Source organism: Methylovirgula sp. 4M-Z18, from assembly GCF_037890675.1.
Taxonomy (GTDB): domain Bacteria; phylum Pseudomonadota; class Alphaproteobacteria; order Rhizobiales; family Beijerinckiaceae; genus 4M-Z18.
Genome location: NZ_CP149574.1, coordinates 802374 through 828043, shown reverse-complemented (window position 1 = coordinate 828043; position 25670 = coordinate 802374). Strand labels below are relative to the sequence as shown.

General features: G+C 62.0%; 23 protein-coding genes and 1 riboswitch. Of the genes, 5 read left to right on the top strand and 18 right to left on the bottom strand.

Annotated features, from left to right (window positions below):
• Window position 1: 1 nt before the first annotated feature.
• From V9T28_RS03725 to V9T28_RS03690, 8 genes are all read right to left on the bottom strand, one after another.
• Window positions 2-913, bottom strand: a complete 912-nt coding sequence (locus tag V9T28_RS03725) for a transposase (RefSeq protein ID WP_116400903.1) — start codon at window positions 911-913, stop codon at window positions 2-4.
• A gap of 665 nt (window positions 914-1578) precedes the next feature.
• Window positions 1579-3771, bottom strand: a complete 2193-nt coding sequence (gene glyS / locus V9T28_RS03720; RefSeq protein ID WP_116400902.1) for a glycine--tRNA ligase subunit beta — start codon at window positions 3769-3771, stop codon at window positions 1579-1581.
• Between the two features lie 76 nt (window positions 3772-3847).
• The gene (locus V9T28_RS03715; protein ID WP_116400901.1) at window positions 3848-4087 is read right to left on the bottom strand and encodes a CDGSH iron-sulfur domain-containing protein; all 240 of its coding nucleotides are present in this window, start codon (window positions 4085-4087) and stop codon (window positions 3848-3850) included.
• Between the two features lie 73 nt (window positions 4088-4160).
• On the bottom strand, window positions 4161-4757 hold the full coding sequence (locus V9T28_RS03710; protein ID WP_116400900.1) for a thiamine phosphate synthase: 597 nt from the start codon (window positions 4755-4757) through the stop codon (window positions 4161-4163).
• A 5-nt stretch (window positions 4758-4762) separates the two neighbouring features.
• Entirely contained in the window at window positions 4763-5539 is a 777-nt protein-coding gene (locus V9T28_RS03705; RefSeq protein WP_116400899.1) for a thiazole synthase, read from the bottom strand.
• A gap of 3 nt (window positions 5540-5542) precedes the next feature.
• On the bottom strand, window positions 5543-5728 hold the full coding sequence (gene thiS, locus V9T28_RS03700) for a sulfur carrier protein ThiS (protein WP_339071813.1): 186 nt from the start codon (window positions 5726-5728) through the stop codon (window positions 5543-5545).
• A complete protein-coding gene (locus tag V9T28_RS03695) occupies window positions 5709-6716 on the bottom strand; it encodes an FAD-dependent oxidoreductase (RefSeq protein WP_116401085.1) in 1008 nt (335 codons plus the stop codon). Before V9T28_RS03695 ends, thiS begins: the two co-directional genes overlap by 20 nt.
• A gap of 45 nt (window positions 6717-6761) precedes the next feature.
• A riboswitch (TPP riboswitch) is annotated at window positions 6762-6865 on the bottom strand.
• Between the two features lie 118 nt (window positions 6866-6983).
• Window positions 6984-7892 carry a glycine--tRNA ligase subunit alpha gene (locus V9T28_RS03690; protein WP_199500144.1) on the bottom strand — a complete coding sequence of 303 codons (909 nt, stop codon included), beginning with the start codon at window positions 7890-7892 and terminating at the stop codon, window positions 6984-6986.
• Between the two features lie 181 nt (window positions 7893-8073).
• Here V9T28_RS03690 and V9T28_RS03685 point away from each other — a divergent pair, with 181 nt between their 5' ends.
• A complete protein-coding gene (locus tag V9T28_RS03685; protein ID WP_116400896.1) occupies window positions 8074-8481 on the top strand; it encodes a hypothetical protein in 408 nt (135 codons plus the stop codon).
• 6 nt (window positions 8482-8487) lie between these two features.
• Here the strand turns inward: V9T28_RS03685 and V9T28_RS03680 are convergent, their stop codons facing one another.
• Entirely contained in the window at window positions 8488-9246 is a 759-nt protein-coding gene (locus tag V9T28_RS03680) for a tRNA1(Val) (adenine(37)-N6)-methyltransferase (protein ID WP_245424094.1), read from the bottom strand.
• A complete protein-coding gene (locus tag V9T28_RS03675) occupies window positions 9243-9464 on the bottom strand; it encodes a putative signal transducing protein (protein ID WP_116400894.1) in 222 nt (73 codons plus the stop codon). Before V9T28_RS03675 ends, V9T28_RS03680 begins: the two co-directional genes overlap by 4 nt.
• A gap of 153 nt (window positions 9465-9617) precedes the next feature.
• On the opposite strand from V9T28_RS03675, the gene V9T28_RS03670 reads away from it, so the two are divergent.
• Window positions 9618-10631, top strand: coding sequence for a polyprenyl synthetase family protein (locus V9T28_RS03670; RefSeq protein WP_116400893.1), 1014 nt, complete (start codon window positions 9618-9620; stop codon window positions 10629-10631).
• Window positions 10632-10640: 9 nt separating this feature from the next.
• On the opposite strand, the gene V9T28_RS03665 is transcribed toward V9T28_RS03670, so the two are convergent.
• The 3 genes from V9T28_RS03665 to V9T28_RS03655 form a co-directional block, all read right to left on the bottom strand.
• Window positions 10641-11507, bottom strand: coding sequence for a 4-(cytidine 5'-diphospho)-2-C-methyl-D-erythritol kinase (locus V9T28_RS03665; protein ID WP_116401084.1), 867 nt, complete (start codon window positions 11505-11507; stop codon window positions 10641-10643).
• Between the two features lie 33 nt (window positions 11508-11540).
• Window positions 11541-13322 (bottom strand): tetratricopeptide repeat protein, encoded by a 1782-nt coding sequence (locus V9T28_RS03660; RefSeq protein ID WP_116400892.1) that lies wholly within the window; start codon window positions 13320-13322, stop codon window positions 11541-11543.
• 442 nt (window positions 13323-13764) lie between these two features.
• Window positions 13765-15441, bottom strand: a complete 1677-nt coding sequence (locus V9T28_RS03655; protein ID WP_116400890.1) for an electron transfer flavoprotein-ubiquinone oxidoreductase — start codon at window positions 15439-15441, stop codon at window positions 13765-13767.
• Between the two features lie 155 nt (window positions 15442-15596).
• Here V9T28_RS03655 and V9T28_RS03650 point away from each other — a divergent pair, with 155 nt between their 5' ends.
• The 3 genes from V9T28_RS03650 to ypfJ all read left to right on the top strand — a co-directional run bounded on the left by V9T28_RS03650 (window position 15597) and on the right by ypfJ (window position 18637).
• Complete coding sequence (locus V9T28_RS03650) at window positions 15597-16748, top strand: hypothetical protein (protein ID WP_158554800.1); 1152 nt, start codon at window positions 15597-15599, stop codon at window positions 16746-16748.
• Complete coding sequence (locus V9T28_RS03645; protein ID WP_116400888.1) at window positions 16745-17611, top strand: uracil-DNA glycosylase; 867 nt, start codon at window positions 16745-16747, stop codon at window positions 17609-17611. Before V9T28_RS03650 ends, V9T28_RS03645 begins: the two co-directional genes overlap by 4 nt.
• 108 nt (window positions 17612-17719) lie before the next feature.
• Window positions 17720-18637 (top strand): KPN_02809 family neutral zinc metallopeptidase, encoded by a 918-nt coding sequence (ypfJ, locus tag V9T28_RS03640; RefSeq protein WP_116400887.1) that lies wholly within the window; start codon window positions 17720-17722, stop codon window positions 18635-18637.
• 13 nt (window positions 18638-18650) lie between these two features.
• On the opposite strand, the gene V9T28_RS03635 is transcribed toward ypfJ, so the two are convergent.
• The 5 genes from V9T28_RS03635 to V9T28_RS03615 all read right to left on the bottom strand — a co-directional run bounded on the left by V9T28_RS03635 (window position 18651) and on the right by V9T28_RS03615 (window position 25634).
• Window positions 18651-19175, bottom strand: coding sequence for a hypothetical protein (locus V9T28_RS03635; protein WP_116400886.1), 525 nt, complete (start codon window positions 19173-19175; stop codon window positions 18651-18653).
• A gap of 135 nt (window positions 19176-19310) precedes the next feature.
• Window positions 19311-20384 carry a hypothetical protein gene (locus tag V9T28_RS03630; protein WP_116400885.1) on the bottom strand — a complete coding sequence of 358 codons (1074 nt, stop codon included), beginning with the start codon at window positions 20382-20384 and terminating at the stop codon, window positions 19311-19313.
• Window positions 20368-21150: a radical SAM protein gene (locus V9T28_RS03625; protein ID WP_116400884.1), complete on the bottom strand. Its 783-nt coding sequence runs from the start codon at window positions 21148-21150 to the stop codon at window positions 20368-20370. The genes V9T28_RS03630 and V9T28_RS03625 overlap by 17 nt, the downstream gene beginning before the upstream one ends.
• A gap of 21 nt (window positions 21151-21171) precedes the next feature.
• Window positions 21172-24630 carry a chromosome segregation protein SMC gene (gene smc, locus V9T28_RS03620; RefSeq protein WP_116400883.1) on the bottom strand — a complete coding sequence of 1153 codons (3459 nt, stop codon included), beginning with the start codon at window positions 24628-24630 and terminating at the stop codon, window positions 21172-21174.
• Window positions 24631-24977: 347 nt separating this feature from the next.
• Window positions 24978-25634 carry a DsbA family protein gene (locus tag V9T28_RS03615; RefSeq protein WP_116400882.1) on the bottom strand — a complete coding sequence of 219 codons (657 nt, stop codon included), beginning with the start codon at window positions 25632-25634 and terminating at the stop codon, window positions 24978-24980.
• Window positions 25635-25670: the final 36 nt, after the last annotated feature.

Here is a 25670-nt window from a genome sequence, read left to right as displayed (position 1 = left end):
CCTAGACGAGCGCCGAAGCCAAGGACGGGGCATAGCTAAAAGACTCGTTGTTTGGGCGGCCGTCGTTGCCGCCCGCCAGCGCCCGCAATATGTCCTGAACGAGAGCCTGACGCGCTGCAACCGTCGAGAGTTCCTTGAGCGCGTGCACGTGATGGAGTTCGCACCGCTCCGGCAACGGCGCGCCGGACGATGGTTGGGTGATCGGCGGCGCATCGAGATCGCCGGTCACGGCGGCGGTGATGCGATGGAGGCCACGAGCGGCAAGGTCAGTCAACATCTGCTGCCAGATATCATCGCTCGATTTGTCCTGAACCCAGAGGCCCAAGAGGTCGCGCGTGCCATCGCTCTTCAGTCCCAAGGCATAATATACCGGCCGGTCCTGGGTCAGCTTGCGCTCCTGCGTCGTCATCGGCAGGTCGGCGAACAGGGCGAAAGGATAGGCTGGTTCGAGCCGCCGCTCCTGCCAGTCGCGGACGATGCCGAGCACCGCATCGGTAATCCGTGGCGCCAAATCGCGCGGCAAACCGAGATCGTACAGCAGCGGCAACATGTCCTCGATCTCGGCGACATCCCGTCCATGGGCGTAGATGGCGAGAACCCGGTCGGTAAAGCCGTAAAAATGCCGGCGATGGTGCGGCACGAGGCGCGCCTCGAAGCGGCCGGCGCGTTCGCGCGGGATGCGGATCGTGATCGTCGCGCCGTCCCGGCACGGAATCGTGCGCTTCCAATAGCCGTTGCGAAAATTCTTCTTTCCCGCGCGTGCGTCCAGTTCCAAATGATGGCTCAGCTCCGCATTGAGCAGGGCCTCGATCAATTTGATCTCAAGATCTCCGAACAAATCATGGGGCGACACGAGCGCCTTCCACTCGGGAGACAGAAACTGCTCAGCCAGAGCCTGCGTGGCCTGAGACATTTTTTCACAGCCTTTCGGAATGCGTTATGTTGTCAATCGGTACGCCCGTTCATTGAATTGGACGACCTCTGTGGCTTCCCCGAAAATTCATCCTCTTGCCGATCCGAGCCCGTTAGTCAATTTGACTTATTTTCTAAGTTCTTCCTAACTAATTTGGCACCCGAATGGCCGCAATGACACCCATCTTAATATTCGGCCTGTAAAACTTATGTATATTTATGCCCAGGCCATTTTTATTATCGCCTCAAAAACTACCAACGCCAATCTTTACTGATCAGCATCCAGATCAGAGAAAAAATCGACATGCGAAACTTCTCTGAACCTTTTCATGTACATTCGTACACTAATGCATGTAACACTTCACAAATACACAAAAGTCCCCTGGGGCTCAAGCGCGAATCACCCCGTTCAATTCAGCCAAAAGTGGTAGACGACACTTATATTTTACCGTGTGACATCAATTCTTTATCCGATTGTCAAAACTATGCGGACAGCAATGCCAGGGTTCTGCTTGTGTTTACACCTCCATTGTGAAATCCGCAGACACATCTTTGCGCCCCGGAAAGCCAAGCTCCCAGAACGACGCAAATAGGATGCCAGTTGAGCCAAGCCGGGTTCGGACGATGTCCCGCCGAACTGGGCAGGTCCAAGATACCGCGCCCGAATTAGCCGGTGACTTTGGAGAAATCCGCAATGGCGTCGACGGCGGCGCGCAGGCCGTTCAGCAACCGCAACCGGTTCAGCCGCAATGCTGGATCTTCCGCGTTGACGGTGACGTTCAGGAAGAACGCATCGACCGGCGCGCGCAAGCTCGAGAGCGCCTGCATCGCCGTCTCGAAATCTTCGGCAGCCACCGCCGCCTTGGCCTCGCCGGCCGCTTGGTGCAGCCCATCGGCCAAGGCTTTTTCCTCGGCCTGCTGCAGCAACGCCGCATCATAGGGTTGCGAAAATGCCTGCGCCCCAGCCTTTTCCTTCTTTTCTTCCGCCTTCAGGATATTGGCGGCGCGCTTGTAACCGGCGAGCAGGTTCTTGCCGTCCTCTGTATCGAGGAAGGCGCCAAGCGCTTCGACGCGCCGGACGATCAACCACAGATCGTCTTGGCCTTGCAGCGAGAACACCGCATCGATGAGATCGTGCCGCGCGCCCTTGTCGCGCAAATAGACTTTGAGGCGGTCGCCGAAGAAGGCGAGGAGGTCGGTGCTACGCTTGTCGACCTGCTTACCGGCCCATGGGATCAAGGCGCGCGTAACTCCTCCGCGTTTCGCAAATATAGCATCAAACGAAGCCAGGTGATGGTCGAGGATATCGATGAGGTGCAATCGCAAATGATCTTCTAAAACCAACCGAATGACGCCTAGGGCGGCACGCCGCAGTGCGAACGGATCCTTGCTGCCGGTCGGCTTTTCATCGATCGCCCAGAAACCGACAAGCGTGTCGAGCTTATCAGCGAGAGCGACCGCAATGCTCACCGGCTCGCTCGGGACCCGATCGCTCGGCCCTTGTGGTTTGTAATGATCCTCGAGAGCAGCGGCAACAGCCTCACTCTCCCCTTGTAACAGAGCATAGCGCCGTCCCATCAGGCCCTGCACTTCCGGGAACTCTCCGACAACTTCGGTCATGAGGTCGGCCTTGGCGAGTTCGGCAGCCCGCAAGACCTCTATTTGGTTCGCACCGACATATGGTGCCAACATTCCGCTTGCTAGATTGCGAATCCGCTCCACCCGTTCGCCCTGCGTCCCAAGCTTTTCGTGAAATACAATGTTGAGCGCCCGCAATTTCGCCATGCGCTGGTCGAGCGGTTTTCCTTGGCCGGCGAAATCGGGCAGATCCTTCTGGTCGGTCTGCCAGAAATACAGAGCATCCGACAGGCGCGCCCGCACCACGCGGCCGTTGCCCGCCGCAATCGCCTTGCCGCCATCGTGCGCAATCACATTGGAAGTGAGCAAAAACTTGTTCGCGAGCGCGCCGGTTTTCGGATCGCGCAGCACGAAGCATTTCTGATTGGCGCGGATTGTCGCGCGGATCACTTCGCCCGGGATGTCGAGAAAGGCCGCGTCGAACTCGCCCATCAACACGACGGGCCATTCCACCAGGCCGGCGACCTCTTCGAGCAATGCCTCGTCCTCGACGAGTTCCAGCCCTTGGGCAAAGGCCAAATCGCGTGCGTCGTGCAGGATGATGTCCTTGCGCCGGTCGGCATCGAGCACGACTTTCGCTTTCTCCAGCGCCGGGACGTAATCGGCGAAGCGGCGCACGCGAAATTCGCCGGGGCTGAGGAAGCGGTGGCCGCGCGTCACGTTGCCGGAGCGGATGCCATCGACTTCGAAATCGACGATCTGCGTGTCTTCGGTCTCGGGACCGAAGGTGCAGAGAATGGAATGCAGCGGGCGCACCCAGCGCAACGTGTCCGGCTTGACCGAAGAGGCGCCCCAACGCATCGATTTGGGCCACGGGAAGCTGCGGATGATGCCGGGCAGAAGATCGGCCAGCACGAGGGGTGTCTCGCGCCCCGGACGATGGAGATGGGCGACATAGAATTCGCCCTTCTTCGGGTCGGATTCGATTTTGGCCTCATCGAGCGAGGCAAGGCCGGCGCTCTTCAAAAAGCCCTGGATGGCGGCGTCCGGCGCACCGACGCGCGGGCCCTTCTTCTCCTCGTGAAGGTCTGGCTGACGAACCGGCAGGCCGGCGATATGCAGCGCGAGCCGGCGCGGCGTCGCAAAGGCCTTGGCGCCCTCATAGGTCAGGCCCTGATCGACCAGGGCATTGGTCACGAGCTTGCGCAAATCCTCCGCCGCCTGGCGCTGCATACGGGCGGGGATTTCTTCGGAGAAAAGTTCGAGCAGAAGATCGGGCATGGCGGCAATCGGAAGGAAGAGATTGCCGCTTGTTAATCGAATGGCGCGCCGATGTCACCCCTGCCGGGGCTCGCGGTCACACCGTCTTGTGCGTGCCGTCGCACAGCGGCCGATGATTCGAATGTTTGCAGCCGCAGAAAAACGCCTTGCCGGTCTTGTCAGCTGTGTAGGCGATGGGCGTGAGGCTCGTCACCTTATGCGAGCCGTCGCAGAACGGCTGGTTGGCGGAGCGCCCGCACGCGCACCAATAATAGGTTTTGCCTTCCACCACATCGACCGGATACGGCGCGCGCTGCGCAATCTTGGCCTCACTCATCACACCCCTCCCTGTTGATATTTTCGCGAGGTTAGGCGCTTCGGTGACCGCCGTCCACCGCGTAAAGCTGTCGCTATCGCGTCACGTCGAGCCAGGCCTTCACCCGCGCTTCCGGATCGGCGTTGAGGAGCACATCGGTGACGACACAGAGACTGTCGGCTCCAGCCTCGATAACGCCCGGCGCCCGCTCGACGCTCAAGCCCCCAATTGCGACGAGCGGCCGCGAACCGATCAGGCGCTTCCATTCGCCGATCCGCTCCAATCCCTGCGGACCGAAGGGCATCTGCTTGAGGATTGTCGGATAGATCGGCCCGAGCGCGATATAATCCGGGTCGAGCGCCAGCGCGCGGTCGAGTTCGGCATGGTCGTGCGTGCTGACACCGAGCTTCATTCCGGCCTTGCGAATGGCCGCCACATCGGCACTCTCGAGATCGCCTTGGCCCAGGTGGACAAAATCGCACCCTTCCTCCATGGCGAGGCGCCAATAATCATTGATGACCAATTGCGCGCCATGCGCGGCACAGAGCGCTTTTGCGGCGCGGATCTCCTGCCGCAAGTGATCTTCCGGCAAATCCTTGATCCGCAATTGCACCAGCTTCACGCCTTGCGGCAGCAGGCGCACCAACCATTCGGATTTATCGACGATGAGATAGAAACGCGGCAGCATCATTATCCTTACCCAAAAGCCTTGCCGATCACCGGCGTCGAGGGCGCCGCCATGTCGCGCGGCTCCATCGGATCGGCGTCGCGCGCCAACACGCCCGCCTCGATCGCCAGCGCAAAGGCGCGCGCCATCGCGACCGGATCGCCGGCCTTGGCGACCGCCGTGTTGAGCAGGATGCCGTCATAGCCAAGCTCGATCGCCGCGCCCGCATGCGACGGCACGCCGAGGCCGGCATCGATGACGAGCGGCACGTCGGGGAAATGCGCACGCAGCGAGCGCAAGCCATAGACATTGTTGAGCCCACGACCCGAGCCGATCGGTGCGCCCCAGGGCATCAGCACTTCGCATCCCGCGTCGAGAAGCCGCTCTGCGACAATGAGATCCTCGGTCGTATAGGGAAAGACCTTGAAGCCATCCGCATTCAGGATGCGCGCCGCTTCGACAAGGCCGAACACATCCGGCTGGAGCGTGTCGGACTCGCCGATCACTTCCAGCTTGATCCAATCGGTCCCGAACAATTCGCGCGCCATATGCGCCGTCGTCACCGCTTCCTTCACCGTATGGCAGCCGGCCGTGTTCGGCAGCACGCGCACATTGGCCGACTGAATGAGCGACCAGAAATCATGCCCCGCGCGGCCGCCGCCGGACTCGCGGCGCAGCGACACCGTCACGACCTGCGTGCCGCTCGCCTTGATCGCGTCGAGTAGAATCGCGGGCGACGGATATTGCGACGTGCCGAGCAGCAGGCGCGAGGAAAGCTCGGTGCCGTAAGGCGCAAATGCACGCATCGATCAGCCTCCCTGCCGCGGCGTGAGAATTTCCACCTCGTCGCCTTCCTTCAAGACGATCTTGTCGCGGTCCTGCGCGCGCACGAAATCATGATTATGCGCGGTTGCCACCGGCAGATCCTCGTACTCCATATCGGACAAGAGGTCGCGCAGCGTACGCGCGCTCACCTCATGCGGTTGCCCGTTCACTGAAATCTTCATGCATAACCTCAGGGTAAATTTTGTCCTCGAACGCCAGATCCGCGGTCATGCGGGCGATGCTGGGCGAGAGCAGATAACCGTGCCGATACAATCCGTTCACGCGGATGATGCGGCCGTCGCGGCGGATGCGCGGCAGATTGTCGGGAAAGGCGGGACGCACGTCGCAGCCGATCTCGACGACTTCTGCTTCGCCGAATGCTGGATGCAGCGTGTAGGCGGCATTCAACAATTCGATCAGCGAGCGCGCGGTGATGCGGCCGGCTTCGTCGTTCTCGATCATCGTGGCGCCGATCATGAACAGATTGCCGGCGCGCGGCACGATATAGACCGGAATGCGCGGATGCAGCAGACGCACGGGGCGCGACAATGTCACATCCCGTGCTTTGACGATGACCATTTCGCCCTTCACACCGCGCAGGGAAGGCCAAACATCCCGCGCGGCAAGCCCGCGGCAATCGAGCGTGACATCGACGCCTGCGCCGGAGAAATCCGCATTCTCATTCAGCCGGAAGGTGACGCCCATCTCGCCGGCCAGCCGCCGCACCAAAGCGTCGACCGTGGCGCGCGGATCGAGATGCGCTTCCTCGTGAAAGAAAAGTCCGCGCGAGAAGCGGCCGCCGAGATCCGGCTCATGTGCGGCGATGGCATCCGCATCGACCCATTCGTAGGCGCTGGTGCGGCGGGCAAAGCGATCGAGCTCATGCCGGTCGCGCGGCGGCGCCACCACCAAAGTGCCTTTCCGCGCAACCGGAAAATGCTCGGCCCAGAACCGCAACGCCTCCTGCCCCAGGCGCAGGACGAGCGGCTCGGCGCTTTCGGCCTCGCACCACGGCGCGATCATGCCACCGGCAAACCAGGAACAGCCGCGGCCGGCCTCATCGCGCTGGTCGATGATCTCGACGCGCGCGCCGCGACGGGCAAATTCGTAAGCGCAGGTGAGCCCCGCAATCCCTGCGCCATTGATGCGAACGCGCATCATCGCCTCCGCTTGAGATAAGCGGCGCGGCAGGCCATCCGGAAACTCTTTTTCATGGCACCATCCCTACGCCAGCATGACCTGGATCAGGTGAAACGGGTCGCCGCACTGCAGCCTCTCAGCCCTCTCGGGCTCCCCGGGTTTGCTATAACATGTCGTCTGAACGGCGCGGCGTCAAGATGAGCGGGCCGCGGCCTTCCAGGCCGCGCATCAAATGGCGGGCAAGATGCGGCCTGGAAGGCCGCGATCCGCTCTATCCGTTTAACTTTACGCACCGCCGCCTTCGGTCTGCAACCACGCCGCGCCGCAGGCCTTGGCGAGTTCGCGCACGCGCAAAATGTAGCTCTGCCGCTCCGTCACCGAGATCACGCCGCGCGCGTCGAGCAGGTTGAAGCGGTGCGAGGCCTTGATACATTGATCATAGGCCGGCAGCGCCAGTTTGTGCCGCTCGCCCTGCTCGGCGCCCTTGCCCTTTTCTAAAAGCGCCTTGCATTCGGCCTCGGCGTCCTTGAAGTGCTGGAACAGCATCGCCGTGTCGGCATATTCGAAATTGTGGCGCGAATATTCCTGTTCCGCCTGCAGGAATACGTCGCCGTAAGTGACCTTGTCCGCGCCCTCGCGGCCGTTGAAATTGAGGTCATAAATGCTCTCGACGCCCTGCAGATACATGGCGAGCCGTTCGAGGCCGTAGGTCAATTCGCCCGAAACCGGGGAACATTCGAAACCGGCGACCTGCTGGAAATAGGTGAACTGGCTCACTTCCATTCCGTCACACCAGCATTCCCAGCCGAGGCCCCAGGCGCCGAGCGTCGGGCTCTCCCAATCGTCCTCGACGAAACGGATGTCGTGCAGCAGCGGGTCGATGCCGATCGCATAGAGCGATTTCAGATAGAGATCCTGCAGATCCGGCGGCGACGGTTTCAGAATGACCTGAAACTGGTAATAGTGCTGCAGGCGGTTCGGGTTTTCCCCGTAGCGGCCGTCCTTCGGGCGGCGGGACGGCTGGATATAGGCCGCTTTCCAAGGCTTCGGGCCGAGCGAGCGCAAGGTCGTGGCCGGATGGAAGGTGCCGGCCCCGACTTCCATATCGTAGGGCTGCAGGATCACGCAGCCCTGCTCCGCCCAGAAACGCTGCAGCGTCAAGAGAAGCCCCTGAAACGAGCGCTTCGGATTCATGAAATCTTCGGTCATCGGCCAATCCCAAATTTGCGGGCGGACCCTACTCAGATGCCGTCATCGGGTCAACGCGGCGGCGTGAGAAAGCGCACCGCAGGGGCCCAAGCTCCGGCGCATCCTTCCGACGTGCCGTTTTGGAGAGACCGGCACAACGCAAGGTCACTCGCAACGGAGAAACACGATGATCAGTCAACGTCTTAAAACCTCATCTGCCGCAGCCCTGCTGGTCGCCGTCCTCGGCGCCGCAAGCATCGCTCAGGTGGTGTTCGATGCCTCGAATGCCACCGCCGCCACGACCAACGGCAGAGGCAGCGATGGCGGCTCGCGCGGCGGCAATGCCGGACCGTCCGGCCCCTCAGGCGGCGATAGCAATGGCGGCACTGCCGGCGGCAGCCACGATGGCGGCAGCGCCGTCAATATCGATTGCACCCGCGACCGCTGCCCGCCGCGCCGTCCCATGCGGATCATGGTCGAACGACCCATGTCCGATCGCTGCCTCATGCCCGAACGGCTGGTCTACGATGCGTGGGGGCGGCCCTTCTACGTCTACTGCAACGCCCGTTCGCAGCGTCCCTATTACACCGAATAAGCGCCATCACCCCATGTCGACAAGCGCTTCGCCGCGGTTGATCGCCTCAGCTGCGGCCGAAAATTTGCCGTCGGCGCTATGCATGACGAGCCCTGGCAGAAGTGCGAGCGGCGCGCGGCTGCCCTTGCGCGCCGTGACGATGACGCGATTGGCCGGCGCGCCGTCGCGCGGGTGAATGGGCTTGACGACGAAATGGCCGAGTTGCTTGCGGCCGGCCTCGAGCATATCGCCCAGCGCGTCAGCGCGATGCACCATGAGCAGGCGCCCACCGGGCTTAAGCAGCGCGATACAGGCCTTGATCCATTGCGTAAGGTCGGCGCCATCCGCAAAGACATGCGCCGCCGCCCGCCCGACCTCGCGCGACGCCTGTACCGTATGGGCGGCGTAAAAGGGCGGATTGGTAAAAACATAGTCGAACGCTTCATCGCCGGCCCCCGCGGCCCGGCGCGCGGCTGACTTCAGGAGATCCGCCTCGGCCAGCGACACCTGCTCCTGCCGGCCGTTGAGCGCGATGTTTTCGCGGGCGATGCCGGCCACGGCGGGATCGTTCTCGAGCAGCACGATTCGCGCCTTCGGCGCCCGCTGCGCGATCATCAAACCGATACTGCCAACCCCGGCGCCCACATCGATCACCGCCCCCGCGATCTGCGACGGCGCGGCAGCGGCCAGGAGCACCGCATCGGTGCCGGCACGATTGCCGCGCAGGGGCTGCAGCAATTGCACCTTGTGATCGAGCAGCATGGTCCGAATAAGATCGCTGCTCACGACCGAATTTCGTCCTTGAGCCCCTCTTGCCAGAGGGCGTGGCGGGCGGCGTGCAAATCGTCTTCATGCACCAGAATCCGGCGCGGCAGGAAGCCGAGCGAGCCTTCGAGCGCGCTCATATGCTGATCAGCCACCAAATATCGGATGCCTTCGTCCGCCAAAATCGCCTCTACGCGCGAAATCAGGATCAAATCATTGGTCCGCAGCAATTCGTGCAAAATCGTCTCTCCCGGCGCAATCTACGATCATAGAGCAACAGGCGCCCGGGGGAAAGGCCGCCCGTCCACGGCCCGCACTGTGGCAGTTGCGCACTTGCCGGGCGAAGAGGGTGGCTCTATGGTCCCGCTGACCAGGCAACAGGGTGTAACAACGTGGGTGTAGTCATTCCTCTCGATGAAAAGGCCGCCAAGACCGGCATTGAAGGCCTCAGTGCTTTGGTGGCTAAAGACATGGAGCGGGTCAACCAAACCATCGTGTCACGCACCGGATCCGATGTGACGATGATTCCGGAAGTCGCGAACCACCTGATTTCCTCGGGCGGCAAGCGGCTGCGGCCCATGCTGACCCTCGCGACTGCCGGGATGTGCGGCTATGCCGGCGAGGGCCATGTTAAGCTCGCGGCCTCCGTCGAATTCATGCATACGGCGACCCTCCTGCACGACGACGTGGTGGATGAGAGCGACATGCGGCGCGGCAAGCTGGCGGCGCGCATGTTGTGGGGCAATGAGGCCAGCGTGCTGGTCGGCGATTTTCTGCTCGGCCAGGCGTTCAAGATGATGGTCGAGGTCGGTTCGCTCGAATGCCTCGACGTGCTGTCCACCGCGGCAACTGTCATTGCCGAAGGCGAGGTGATGCAGCTTGCCGCCGCGAAGGACACGGAGACGACCGAGGACGATTATCTCGCCGTCATCCGAGCGAAAACCGCAGCTTTGTTCGCCGCCGCGGCCGAAGTCGGGCCGATCCTGGCCCGGAATTCGAAAGCCGATATTGCCGCCTGCCGCGGCTATGGCGCCAATCTCGGCATTGCCTTCCAGTTGATCGACGACGCCCTCGATTACGGCGGCTCGTCGGCCAAGCTCGGCAAGAATGTCGGCGACGATTTCCGCGAGGGCAAGATCACCTTGCCGATCGTCCTGTCGTTCCGGCGCGGCAACGAGGCCGAACGCGCGTTCTGGAAACGCACGCTCGAGGAGGGCGACGTCCATGACGGCGATCTGGAGCAGGCCCTCGCCGTCATGCGCAAGCACCGCGCCCTGGAAGATACGGTGGAGCGGGCACGCCATTACGGCGCTATGGCACGCGATGCCCTCGAAATTTTCCCGTCTTCGCCCTGGAAACAAGCCTTGCGCGACGTGGTCGATTTCTGCATCAGCCGCGCGTATTGACGCGCGGATTTATCGCAGCACGCTTGCCTTCACCCACCAGCCGGGATGGTCACGGCGGATGACGCGCGCGGCCGTCGCCGCGGCGCGGCAGGTTTCGAACAGCGCAAAACATGTGGCGCCCGAGCCCGACATGCGCGCGAGCCTTTGGCCGCGCGCGGCGCCCAGCACGGCGAGCACATGGCCGATGACCGGCGCGATATTCGATGCCGGCGCCTCGAGATCGTTGCGGGCCTTTTTCAGCAGCGCACCAAGGCCCGTGGCATCGCCCGCCGTCTCGATCGCGGGATGTTTGCCGAAGCCATAATCCTCGCCCGGCCTCAGTCCGAGTTCGCCGAAGACATCTTTGGTCGCGACGGCAACGCCTGGATTGACGAGCACCGCGAACAGCGGCGGTAGTTTGATCGGCGGCGCGAGTGCCTCGCCGACACCGCGCATGATCCGCGCCTTCGCCTCGAGGCATACCGGCACATCGGCTCCCGTCGCGCGTGCGGCTGCCATGAGGCGGGGATCGTCGAGGTCGAGTCCATTGGCCTCAGCGAGCAATCGCAACGCCCCGGCCGCATCCGAGGATCCGCCACCGATACCGGCGGCAACCGGCAACCGTTTGATCAGATGAAACGCGCCAAGGCGAAGGCCGGGCACGCGCTCAGCGAGATTGCGGGCGGCGACCAAGACCAGATTCTTGTCGGTCTCGCCGGCCGAGTCGGCACGCGGGCCCTCGACCGCTAAAGATAAACTGCCGCCCGGCAACAGGCTCAAACTGTCGCCGGTGCCTGCAAAGGCGACGAGACTCTCAAGCTCGTGCAACCCATCAGCCCGGCGCGCAACGACATGCAGCGTGAGATTAATCTTCGCGGGGCAGCGTGTCGTCAGCATATCGGACATCCAACAGAGCGGCTCTCAGCACCCTCATTGACTGCTGTTGGACGCATCGGCCGGCTTCGCGGCGGGTTTTTCCGCCGGCTTGTCGGAGGCCGGCTTCTCAGCCTCTACCGCATCGAGGCCCTTGTCGATTTTGGCGAGGATGCGCGGCAAATCTTCCGGATCTGGCTTCATGTCGCGCGCATGATTCCATTGGAAATGCGCCTCCAGCTTGCGACCGATCTTCCAATAGGCATCGCCCAGGTGATCGTTGATCGTCGGATCGCCGGGTTTGAGGTCGACCGCGTGTTCGAGCAGCTTCGTCGCCTCTTCATAATGGCCGAGTTTGTAATGCGCCCAGCCGAGACTGTCGACGATATACCCGTCGTCCGGGCTCAGTTCCACCGCGCGGCGCAGCATCGCGAACGCCTCGTCGAGATGGATACCCGCATCGACCCAGGTATAGCCGAGATAGTTGAGGACCTGTGGTTGATCCGGCGACAATTCCAGCGCCTTTTTGAAATCCGCCTCCGCCGGGGGCCATTTCTTCTGCCGTTCATAGGCGATGCCGCGGAAGTAATAGAGCGACCATGGATTGACCACATCCGGTCCCGCCGCATCGAGCGCCTTGGTGTAGGTTCCGGCCGCGGCGGCATAATCCTTCTGCTCGCTTTGTATCCGGCCCAGCATGGTCAGCGTGTCGAAATCCTTCGGGTTGTCGTCGAGGATCGCCTTGACATGTTTCGCCGCATCGTCGACCCGTCCCATCGTGTCGAGCACGGTGCCGATCTGCAGGTCCGCGAGGCGCCGCAAGGGGCTCGCTGTCGGCACTGCCTCATAGGCATCGATGGCCTGTTCGTAGCGCTTGATGCGCTCATACGTCTCGCCGAGGGTGAAACTCGCCGTGTCGTGATCGGGGTTCAGATAGAGCGCCAGCCGCAGGTAAATGATCGAGGTGAGTTCGTCGCCGGCACGGCCAGACGATCCGAGCCCGTACAGCACTTCGGCGGCGCCCTCTTGCGCATTGCTCACCAGCGGCGGCAGTTCCTTGCCCGCCTTCAGACTCGTGATTGCCTGCGCGATGGATGGGTAATGCGGGATGATCTTATCGACCTCTTCATAGGCCTTCAGCGCGTCGTCGATGTGGCCGTGCCGCGACATGAAGCGGCCATACGCCTCGACAAGGCGCAGCGTGGTGCGGTCGGCCGTATAGGCTGCCGTCACGCGCTTTTGCGCCTCATCGACATCGTTCGCCACATCGGCCATGAGCGCCGCATGAAAATCGCGGAACACGCCAAAACCATTGGCATTGAGATGCGCTGTGGTCTCCAGCGCCTTCTGCACGTTGTGCGAACCGACCCAAGCCCAGGCCTTCAACAAGGAGGACGTGAGATTCGAATGGTCATCCGGATCGCTCTGCGCAAGTTCGGTCCGCGCCAAAGCATATTGATTGGTTTTCAGGTCGCGCACGCCCAAGACGAGATGGGCGAGTTTGTCATTGTGCGCGTAAGCGAGCAGCTTATCGGCCAGATCGAAGGCGCGGCGCACGTCGCCATTGGCAAGCGTCGCGATGAAGGCATGCTCGATCAATTCGACATTGCGCGGATCGGCATTCAACACTTCGTTGAAAAACGTCGCCGCCGCCGCCGTATCCTGGTCGTCGCCAGCGACCACCGCCGCAAGATAATTGCCCTCTGGGCTACCGCCGACTTCGAAGGGGGTCGGAATGGCCACAGTCGGCCGCGCCAGGGCGATCGGAGAAAGAAGGCTGGTGCCGAGGAGAGCTGTAAAGAACCAGGATGCGAACTTCCGGGAGGGGGTGAGCGGCACGATGCGAATCTTTCCGTCCGTAGGACAGGTTGGAACCTTGCGGGCTCTTGGGGTCAGTGGACACTTATAGATCGGTGCTGGATGAGGTCAAAAATGGTCATATGCAAGGAGCATTGCGCGGCCGGTACGTCCGTACCGGCAAGCATTGCGACGTGGCAGATGACCATTTTTCACCTCACCCCCAAAGGGGGCGTGGCGGATTTGGCCGATTGGTGCGTCGCCAATCGTCGCAAGGCGGACGCCTTGCTTCCTCATGGCTCCTGCCACTCGACCAAATTCGCTCACGTCCAGCACCTATCTATAAGTGTCCACTGACCCTCGGGTCGAACCGCAAACGAAGTTCGACCCTAAGGAAAAGAGCGTCACTTTTCGGTTAAGAAAACGTGGCCGCAAAGTCCAGGTCAAAGATGGCATTTTTGCGCCGTGAAGCCCCCGAAATACATTACATATTTGGGTAATTCGGCCCGCCGCCGCCTTCCGGAACGGTCCAGTTGATGTTTTGCGCCGGGTCCTTGATGTCGCAGGTTTTGCAGTGCACGCAATTCTGGGCATTGATCACGAAGCGCGGGTCGGTTTTCGCCTTCTCGTCGGCATAGACCACCTCGTAGACCCCCGCCGGGCAATAGAGCCGGGCCGGCTCGCCATATTTCGGCAGGTTGCTCGCGATCGGGACCGACGGATCCTTCAGCCGCAGATGAATAGGCTGATCTTCCTCGTGATTGGTGGAGGAGAGGAACACGGACGACAATTTGTCGAAGGAAATCTTGCCGTCGGGCTTCGGATAGACGATCGGCGTCACTTCCGACAGCGGTTTCAGGGTCTGCGAATCGGGCTTGCCGTGCTTCATCGTGCCAAAGAACGAGAAGCCGAAGAGCTGGTTGGTCCACATGTCGAGGCCGCCCAGCATGACGCCGCCGAGCGTGCCGAGCTTCGACCACAGCGGCTTGACGTTGCGCACCTTCTTGAGGTCCGCGCCGATCTCGGAATTGCGCCAGGCGGCGTCGAGGCGCGGCAATTCGTCATTGGCATGGCCGGCGACAAGCGCTTCGGTCACATGTTCCGCCCCAAGAATGCCGGACAGGATCGCATTGTGCGACCCCTTGATGCGTGGCACGTTGACGAAACCGGCGGCGCAGCCGATGAGCGCACCGCCCGGGAAGGTCAGCTTGGGCACGGACTGATACCCGCCCTCGGTGATGGCACGCGCGCCATAGGCGAGGCGCTTGCCGCCCACGAACGTGTCGGCGATCATCGGATGGGTCTTGAAGCGCTGGAATTCGTCGAAGGGCGACAGGGTCGGGTTGGTGTAATTGAGGTGGACGACGAAGCCGACCAGGACCTGATTGTCCTCGATATGGTAGAGGAACGACCCGCCGCCGGTCTTCAAATCGAGCGGCCAGCCGAAGGAATGCTGGATGAGGCCGGGCTTCGATTTGGCCGGGTCGATCTGCCAGAGTTCTTTGAGGCCGATACCGTATTTTTGCGGCTCGCGCCCCTGGTCGAGGGCGAATTTGGCGATCAGTTGCTTCGACAGCGAACCGCGCGCGCCTTCCGCGAACAACGTATATTTGCCGCGCAATTCCATGCCGCGGGTAAAGCCGCTCTTCACGTCGCCGTCGCGGCCGATGCCCATGTCACCCGTCGCGACGCCGGTGACCTCGCCGTTCGGGCCGTAGAGCACTTCGGCGGCGGCAAAGCCGGGATAGATTTCAACGCCGAGGCTTTCGGCATGCGTCGCAAGATAGCGGCAGACATTGCCGAGCGAGCCGACGAAATTGCCGTGATTGTTCATGAGCTTGGGCATCATGACATTCGGCAGGCGGATCCCGCCCGACTGGCCGAGGAAATAGAACCGGTCCTCGGTCACTTCCGTTTTCAGCGGCCGGTCCGGGTCGGCCCGCCATTCGGGCAGCAGCCGGTCGAGGCCGATCGGGTCGATCACCGCGCCGGAGAGGATATGCGCGCCGACTTCCGAGCCCTTTTCGACGACGACGACGCTGGTCTCGGGATTGAGCTGCTTCAAGCGGATGGCCGCGGCCAAGCCGGCCGGACCGGCGCCGACGATCACGACGTCATAGTCCATTCCCTCGCGCGGCGGCAATTCGGTTTCGGCTGTCATAATCCCTTGTCTCCCTGGCGCATCGACAGATAGTTTACATAAGAACTATATTTCTGCCAAGCGCGCGTCTCTGTTCATAGCCACTCGCGCCAATCGTGCAAGCCTCGGGTTTTATGGTAGAAGGGTTGACGCCACAGGGTACAGGGAAAAGCGACATGAATTTGCGGACGGCAGGCGTGGTGGACGTCGGCAACTGGAAATGGTTTCAAAACCCTAATGCGTGGCGCAGGGTTTCTGTAACCCTCGCAGTGATCATCGTATATTTGTGTGGTCGCCTTGTTCCTCTCCCCATAACTTTCGCGCCGCCCGACCCCTTCAAGGGTGGCGCCATTATGCACCTATGGGCATCCGCGCCGTTTCCCTTGTCACGATGGTCGATTTTTGCGCTTGGCATGTCACCCTTGGCCGTCGTTCTTTCATTTTTTGAGCTCGCGAGATCTTTTGTTCCTCCGTTTCGCCGCTGGACGTTGAAGGAAGCCGCTGCAGTTCGACTGAACGTTGCAATTCCGGTCCTGATTCTGATTTTCGCCTTGATTCAAGCGACGGCACAGACCGCAATATTCGAGAGAAATAATTTTTTCCCCAAAGACTCCCATTGGTTACTTTGGGTGGTCAATATCGCGACAGGAGTCGCTGCGACAGCATTGCTGATTTGGTTCTGCAACATCATTGATCAGTATGGCCTCGGCAACGGCTTTTGGCTCCTGTTCTACACACCGGCGCTCGCCAATAAGCCGTTCGCCGCTCAATATTTGGGCGACCTGTTAGGTCAGCAAGACTGGAAAGCGATCGCGTTTTTTATCGCCGCGTTTTGCGTCGCGATCGCTCTCATCGTCATCGCCTGGACGGCAACCTACCGTCCCGTCAAGCGCACTGGGTTAGCGCTCGGCACACGTCCAAAGATGGATGCGCGCCGCTTTGAAGTCACACCCGACCTCTGGGTTCCATATCTTGCTCAAGTGTTTCCAGGCACTCTCCTCACGCTCTTGTATTACATCTTCGGGAGCGCACTCTTTGAGTTCATCAACCGCTTCATGTCGTTCGGAACCCTATATAGTATGATGTCGATTTTCTTCATTTTGGTCTTTACCAGGCTGCACCAACGGAAGACGGCTGAGAAATCGGCCTCTGTTAGCTCTCTATCAGCTTTTAACGTCTGGCTCTTCGCACTCGTACAGATCATTATTTTTGCTGGCGTAACAATGATTGAAGATCGATACAGCCTGCCTCACATATTATCCCCCGCATCAATTGTCTTGATCATCATCCTCACTCTCAACTATCGCGCAGTTTTCCTTCGCTCATGACACCAGATCACCCTATCCCACCCCTCGAAGCCGCCGAACTCGCGCATGTCCTGCGCTGGTACGCCGACATGGGTGTCGATGCGGCGGTCGACGAGGTGCCGCATGACCGGTTTGCCGAAAGCGCCGCCGTCACCCGGCAGAGCCAGGCGCCGCATGCAAGTGCGCCTATCGGCGCAGCGCAGGCCGTCTCCGCTCATGCCGTCGCGCCTGCCAGGTCCACCCCGGCGTCCGTGACCGCTTCCGCGCAAGACGCCGTGCTGTCGGCGCAGGATCTCGCCGCTGGCGCCAAGACGCTCGACGCATTGCGCGCCGTTCTCGAAAGTTTCGACGGCTGCGGCTTGAAGAAGACCGCGACGCAATTGTGCTTTGCCGACGGCAATCCGCAGGCCAAGCTGATGTTCGTCGGAGAGGCGCCGGGGGCGGACGAGGACCGGCAGGGCAAGCCCTTCGTCGGCCGCGCCGGGCAATTGCTCAACCGCATGGTCGCCGCCATCGGCCTTGCGCGTGAGGACGTCTATATCGCCAATGTCGTGCCCTGGCGGCCGCCCGGAAACCGTACCCCGACGCCACAGGAAACCGCGATCTGCCTGCCCTTCGTGCTGCGCCAGATCGCGCTGGTGAACCCGGACATCGTCATGTGTCTCGGCGGCGCCTCGGCGCAGACCCTGCTCGCCCTGAAGGACGGCATAACCAAGACGCGGGGCCGCTGGCACAAGCTCCGCATCGGCGGGGGCGATCTGCCGGAGCGCGAAATCGCCGTCATGCCGACGCTGCATCCGGCCTATCTGTTGCGCACGCCGGCGCATAAGCGCCTCGCCTGGCAGGATTTCCGCGCCGTGGCGAAGGCTTTGAGCGGCGCTTGAGCACCGCATCTTTCCCCCAGCGGATCGCAACTCGGCTCTACTAAAGCCGTCTCCGCGCTGCTAAAACGGGCGCATTGCTTAAACCATTCGATCCTACGGGAGAGCGTCATGGAAACAGACGGTTATCGCCAATCCGACAATGTGGAGGATCGCCGCAACGAATCCGCTGGCGGTGGCGGCGTTGGATTTTCCATCGGCAGCGGCGGCGGCCTGGGCATCGGCGCCATCATCATCATTTACCTGATCGCCCATTTCACCGGTATCGATCCGCGCGTGCTGATGGGCGGCGCCGAGGCGATCAACAATATGCGCAACGGCGGCCAGATGACGCAAAGCATGCAGCAGAATCAGCCCGCACCGACTCTGGCCAATGCCAACGAATCCGATCCGATGAAACGTTTCGTCTCGGTCGTGCTGGCGCAGACCGAAGATGTGTGGGGCAAGATTCTGCCTGAACAGGAGGGCGTGCAATACACAAGGCCGCGCCTGGTGCTGTTCTCCGGCTCGACCCAGTCGGGCTGCGGCGAGGCGAAATCGGCCATGGGGCCATTCTATTGCCCGATGGACCAGAAGGTCTATCTCGACATGTCGTTCTTCAACGACATGCAGCAGCGCTACGGCGGCGGCGGCGACTTCGCCTACGCCTACGTCATCGCTCATGAAATCGGCCATCATGTCGAAAACCTGCTCGGCATTCTGCCGAAGGTGCAGCAGATGCAGGAGAACGCGCCGAGCGAAGCGGTTGCCAACGGTTATTCGGTGCGGTTGGAGCTGATGGCGGATTGCCTCGCCGGCGTGTGGGCCAACAATGCCAATCAGCAATTCAAACTGCTCGATAAGGGCGACGTCGAAAAGGCGCTCGCGACCGCCCAGGCAATTGGCGACGACCGGCTGCAGAAACAGGCGCGCGGCTACGTCGTGCCCGATAGCTTCACCCACGGCTCCTCGGCCCAACGGCAGCAATGGCTGACCACGGGCCTCAAGACCGGCAAGGTCGATTCGTGCAACACGTTCCAATCGCAATGAGCGGCAGGACGTATTACGACACTTTCTGACGCAGATCGACGGCGCAACCGGAAATCCGGCTCTGCTCCGTTTTGCGTGTGACGCTGGCTGAGGCGTCGCTCCATCGGCCGATACGGGCCTGCAACAAGGCGGACCGGGGAGCGATCAACACACCGCTCCGCGGCGCGAACAGTCTGCGCCACAAGCGCTCGATGCCGCGAGACCGATTACGCTGCTCGCCAATCAGCAAAGCCCCACCCTCGCTCGTCAGGAAAAACTCGCGCAGCCGCGCCTGCCAAGGCTCGATGAGAACGAGTCCGGCCGGGACCACCATGACCCAGTCGGACCGGGCAGCCTGCAACGCCGCCTGAAACACATCGCTCTGACGCCACAGATGGCAGCCGCCTTCGTCGCACAGGCGCTCCAGATCCGGATCCTGCCCGTAATCGAGCACCGACACATCGCGCACAAGCCCCGCCACCACGCCCGGCACGAGGGAGGCCAATGTATGCACGAGCGCGGGTTCGCGGTGTTCGACAGGGATGAGGACGGAGAGCATGGGGCTTAAATGAAAACCGAGCGGCGAGATGACAGGGCGAAAGACGATTTACTGTGCAGCGTCAATGCAATTCAAATGCCACCGTTTCAAGGGTTTTTTCGCTTTCCCACCACATACCCGCAAATTGGCTATCGATTACGCACCCGGCTTGCCGAAAAGCCAGCGCAAGAAGCGCTGTAACAATCCCGGCTCGGTTGACGGCTGATACGGACGCGGCGCTGGCGCCTGTGGCGATGTTCGTGCACGGATATCGGCAACAATCTCATCCATCCGGGCTGCGTTCATATCGATGCCCTTCCCCTCCACTCTTTCGCGCAACGACTCGGCGTTTGGCATGTCGCGAAGCGGATCGTGCCCCAGCGCGCACAGCAAATCATAGTAGGGCGCGATCGCCGTCGTGATGCCGTTGTTCCGAACAATCCCGGCTCGAACTTCCTCGATCGAGTTCTTCACGGGCTCGTGCGGATGCAATTCACCGTTCCCATCGACCCAAAAGGTCGAGCCCCAGCCGGAGCACGGCACGTGCTCAGCCGGTATGATGCTCTCGCGTTCGGAAAAACGCAGATTTTGAAATTCCACCTCTTGGACAACTTCCCGGCCGTAATCCGTGAGCTCCTCGCGTGTCATAGGGTGCAGCGGTGCGCCTTGACGCAGATAAGGATTATCTTCGCCACCGTAATCCTCAGCCGCCGCATAGGGGTAAAATCCCAAAAGCGGTCTTAGCTGCTCGCCAAACTGAAAGAGCTTTAGGCCGGTGATCGTTCCAGATTCGACGGCCCGCCGCAAAAACTTCACTTCACAACTCAGCACAGCAAAAATCAGGCTTCCGTCGAATTGAACGATCGCACCTTCATCCTCGTCGACGCTAAGCTCGGCGATCACCGCCGACGGTATGGTTCCCTCCCGGCAAAGGATGATGAAGCTTGCCCACGCGTCCTTCCATTGACGAAGCACCTCGAGGCCTTCGCCAGGGGTAAGTTCAGGCGCCGGGTGGCGGATAACGAAGACCCCGTCATCCCGCTCTGTTGCCACCATCTCGACAAGGCTTCGTCCGAAGAAACCTTGTGCGTCTCCCTCAATGCTATTTGGCATCATGCCTTCCGGGCCGGTTTCGAACACGCCGACATGCCCGTCGGCATCCACCGCAAACCAAGTCGAGTCGGCGCTATGCGCGGCGGGATAATCCGCCCCATCAAATTTCGCTTCCATCCCCTCCTCCGCAATAGGTCACCGGCAGATCTTTCAGAGCGGCCATCAAGCCATTCGCATTGATTTCGAGCATCGCGCGGCGCGAAACGGTATAAGAGCACCAAGCGACCTGTTTGTCCCAGCCGACCGAAGCGAAACGCGGGCTCTTGCCGCATTTCACCAGACAGGCCATGGACTGGAAGCGCGCTTTTCCCGCGACTTCGGCGATTTCGCGCGGACTCGGCGTGTCATGGCCCCGCTGCGGCAAAAAGATGATCCGCTCCGGACCAATGGCCTCGTCAGCCAAACGGCGTGCGACGCCGCGCGCCTGCGCCAGCTTCGAGCGCGCGACCAGCAGGTTGATGCCCGAGCGGATACCGGCCTGCTCCAAGGCTTTTACGCGATCGGCGACCCGTGCGACTTCGCTCTCCAGGCCCGGGAAATGGATGGAAACATGGACCTTGTCCGGCTTCGCCTCGACGAGCCGCCGAATCATCGCCTCGTCGAGCAGCAAGCCATTGCTGGTGAGCGAGCGAAAGAATTGCCCTTGCGTCGCTTTCAGGATCGGGAAAAGCAGATCCGATTCCAGCGGCTCGCCGCCACCGAAGGAAAACGCTTTCGTTCCCCGCGCGGCGCAATCGCGCACAAAGTGCAGAAGTTCATCGAACGCCCAGGCGACGGCACCGTCCGGATGGCTTTTGTTATAGCAAAATGGGCATTTCTTGCCGCACTTGTTCGTCAGTTCGATGGAGATGCGCTCCGGGGTAGGTAAGACGTCGGGGCGCATCGCATCTCCTAGTATCAGAACCTATTGTGCCGCAACAAGTTCCTCGGCCTGGGCCAGATCCACCGACACGAGTTGCGACACGCCGCGCTCGGCCTGCGTCACGCCGAAGAGCCGGTCCATGCGCGCCATGGTGATCGGATTGTGGGTGATGGTGAGGAAGCGCGTGTCGGTCTGTTTCGCCATTTCGTCGAGCAGGTCGCAGAAGCGCTCCACATTGGCATCGTCGAGCGGCGCGTCCACCTCGTCGAGCACGCAGATCGGCGACGGGTTGGTGAGGAAGACCGCGAAGATCAGCGACAAAGCGGTCAGCGCCTGCTCGCCGCCCGAAAGCAGCGACATGGTCTGCGGCTTCTTGCCCGGCGGACGGGCCAGGATTTCGAGGCCGGCTTCGAGCGGATCGTCCGATTCGATCAATTGCAATTCCGCCGCACCGCCGCCGAACAGCGTCGTGAACAATTCCTTGAAATGGGTGTTGACCTGATCAAAGGCGGCGAGAAGTCGCTCGCGGCCTTCGCGATTCAAGTTCTGAATCGCGACGCGCAATTTGCGGATCGCCTCGGTCAGGTCTTCCTTCTCGCCCATCAGGCTGACGCGCCGCTCATCGATCTCGTTCAACTCGTCGTCGGCGCGCAGGTTCACCGCGCCCAAACGCTCGCGGTCGGCCTTGAGGCCTTCGAGATTGCGCTCGACATCGAGCGCGGTGGGCAAATCGTCGCCCGGCAAAACGCCGGCAAGAGCCGCCATCTGATGCGGCTCGCATTCAAGATCGGTCGCGATCGTGTGAATGATTTCGGCGAGGCGCTGGCGCGTGGCTTCGACCCGCGCTTCGGTGCGGGCCCGCTCCTCGCGCACATGGCTCATCGCCTCGAGCGCCTGGCGCGCCGCGCTATCGGCCTGCGCGAGGCCGCTTTCGGCATTCGCGCGGGCATCGGCGGCCTGTTTGCGGGCTTCCTCGGCGGCGTCGATCTCGCCCATGAGATTGCGGCGCTGCATGAGGAAGACATCCGGCGAATCGTCGAAATTGCGATGCTCTTCGCTCGCCTCTTCGAGACGCGATTCGATCTCGCCGATCTGGCTGTTGGCACGGCCCTGGCGATCCATCCAGGAGGCACGTTCTTGCGCGATCGTCGCCCGGCGGCGGTTACGCATTTCGGCTTCGCGCGCCAAAGTCTGGACGGCGGCGCGCGCTTCCGACACGCGGGCACGATCCTGATGCGCGCGGGCCCGTGCGCCCTCGAGCGAAGCGCCAAGCTGCGCCGTTGCCTGCAAATCGGTGAGTGCCGCCTCGGCTTCGGCCCTCTTGTGAGCAGCTTCTTCAAGGCTCACCGATAGGCGTGCATGCGCCTCCTCGAGCGCCGCGACCCGCTGGGCGACCTGCGCCCGCTGCCGCTCCGCCGCTCCGACCTTTTCGCGCGCCTCTTCAGTGACGCGCGTGCTGGTGCGGGCGGCGTTGCGCGCGTCGCTTTCGAGCTGCGCGGCGTTGCGCAAGGCGACTTGCGCCCGTTCAGCCTGCGCCCGCTGGGTTTCAGCGGCTTCGCGCGCCAGTTCCAGTTCGATCTGCAAATCGCCGAGCCGGTTCTTCTCCGCCAAACGGCGGGCGGCGGGCGTCGGCGCCTCGGCGGCGGCGATGAAGCCGTCCCAGCGCCACAGGTCGCCTTCCTTGGAGACGAGCCGCTGGCCGGGCTTGAGCAGCTTTTGCAACTGCGCACCCTCGGCACGCAGCACGACGCCGATTTGCGCGAGGCGACGCGCCAGAGCGGGCGGCGCTGTCACCAGAGTCGCGAGTGACGAAACGCCTTGCGGCAGAGCCGGATCTTCGCCCGCATGATCGAGCAAGGACCAATGGGCCGGCGCCGAGGGATTGCTGGAGGCATCGAGATCGTCGCCCAAGGCGGCGCCGAGCGCTGCCTCATAGCCTTTGGCGACGCTGATTTCTTCGACCACCGGCGGCCAGAGATCGCTCGCCGCCGTATTGAGCAGCTTTTCGAGGGTGCGGACCTCGGTTTCGAGCCGCTGGGCGGCGCGCTCCGCCTCACCAAGCGGGCCACGCGTCGCGGCTTCCTCGTCGCGGGCCGCCGCATGGCGCTCTTCCGCGATCAATGCCTGTTCTTCGGCTTGGCCTTGCGCCTCGCGCGCCATTTCGAGCGCTTCGAGCAGATGAGCGACTTCATCGTCGCTCGCAGCTTGCGCCTTGAGAGCACTCAGCTCCTGCGCGACCTTGGCAACTTCGCTCTCGAAACGCGCCAGGCGGACCGCTTCATCGTTCAGCGAGCGTTCGAGCGCCGTGCGGCGGGCATTGATGTCCGAATATTGCGCCTGTGCCTCGGCGAGTGCCGCTTCCGTCTCGACGAGCGCGGCCTCGGCCTCTTCGAGGCGCTCCTTGGCCATCAGCTCGGATTCGGCGTTTTCCTGCTGCTCTTCCTGCAGGGCCTGATCTTCCTCGTCGAGTCGCGTCAACACGCCCGACGCATCCTCGATCAGCGAGCGCTCGCGCGCGAGATCCTGCTGCAATTGCACGATGCGGCGCTGTAACTCCGCCACCCGCTCCTTGGCCCGGCGCTCTTCCGCGTCGAGCGTTTCGCGGGCGAGAACGAGACGCTGCAGGGCGGCGCCGGCCTTCGCCTCGGTGTCGCGCAATCCGGGCAGCGCATGGGCGGCCAAGGCTTGCAGGCGCGCGGCTTCGGCCTGATGCTGCGTGCGTTCGGCGACTTCGCGCGTATCGGCCTCCAGCTTGCGCTCGGCTTCGAACAGGCCCGCCGCGGCGTCGCGGTGCGAGAGGTAATACAACAGTGCCTGGTTGCGGCGGATGTCGGCGGCGAGCGTCTTGTAGCGCGTCGCCTGACGGGCCTGGCGCTTCAGGCTGTCCACCTGCGAATCGATCTGCTTCAACACGTCATCGAGGCGAGTGAGGTTTTCTTCCGCCCCCTTGAGCCGCAGCTCGGCCTCGTGCCGGCGCGAATGCAGGCCGGCCACGCCCGCCGCCTCTTCCAGGATGCGGCGGCGCGCCTGCGGCTTGGCATTGATCAATTCGCCGATCTGCCCCTGGCGCACCATGGCCGGCGAGCGCGCGCCGGTGGAGGCGTCCGCAAACAGCAATTGCACGTCGCGAGCGCGCACTTCCTTGCCGTTCACCCGGTAGACCGAGCCCGCTTCGCGCTCGATGCGGCGGGTGACTTCGAGGATTTCGGAATCGTTGAAGGCGGCGGGCGCCGTGCGGTCCGCATTGTCGAGGACGAGGCCCACTTCCGCCGTGTTGCGCATCGGCCGGTTGCCCGAACCGGAGAAGATCACGTCGTCCATGCCGGAGGCGCGCATGTTCTTGTAGGAATTTTCGCCCATGACCCAGCGCATGGCTTCGACGAGATTCGACTTGCCGCACCCATTCGGGCCGACCACGCCCGTCAGGCCCGGCTCGATATGAAAATCGGTGGCATCGCAAAAGGATTTGAAGCCAACGAGACGCAGCTTGTTGAACTTCATGCTTTCACTCCTGTCCTCGATGGCCGGGTGGCTTGCGCCCGCAAGACCGGATTCGCTTCTGCCACGGCACATGGCTGGGCACTGCACGTCGCCTCATTTCGTGCGACCTTGCCCAAACGCGAACTCAAATCGGTCAACCGGGAACGCCCCGCAATCGTCATCTGCTGCAATCAACCCTCGTCGGCCGAAACGCCGGCCGTATGATCCGTCATAAAAGTGACAGCGCCGTCACGCACCCTGTCGCAACGTTAAGAAATAGATGATTCTTGCTGCAAAACCCAACGATTTAGCGCCACAGGGGCGTTTCCCCTGTGGATCATTGGCTTTGCGCGGAGCGCAGATGCGGCTTATTTCGGCAAGAGCGGGTCGATGACTTTCGAGAATTCGTCGATCGACGTCTCGCCGCTGACGCGCTTGCCGTTGACGAAGAAGGTCGGCGTCGAATCCACCTGGAACTTGTTCGAGGCCATGTCCTGGCCGGCCTTCAGCTTGGCATAAAGATCCTTGTTCTTGAGGCAGCTATCGAAGGAATCCTGGGTGAAGCCGGCGACCTTGACGACATCGAGCAGCCCGACGAGCGGTTTCGGATTGGCGGTCCATTCGTCGAGGCGGGACCAGATGACGCCGGCAAGCGCCTCGCGCTTGTCGGCGCCGGCGCAACGGATCAGCAATGCGGCGGCCGCGGCATAGGGGTCGAGCGGAAATTCGCGCAGGATGAACTTCGCCTTGCCGGTATCGATATATTTGGCCTTCAGCGCGGGAAACACGCCGGCATAGAAGCGCGCGCAATGCGGGCAGGTCATCGACGCGTACTCGACGATCGTGACCGGCGCATTGCCGTCCCCGAGAACGACATCCGGCAACGGCTGATCGACCATCAATTGTTCGATCGGAACATCAGACTTGTCGTCGGCGTGGGCCATGGAAGGGACGACGGCGGCGAGCGCGGTGGCGCCGACCGTTTCCAAGAACAACCTGCGGGTGGGGGTCAAAAAACGCAGCATAGAGCGAATCCCAATAGAAGCGAAAGGCACTCGGGC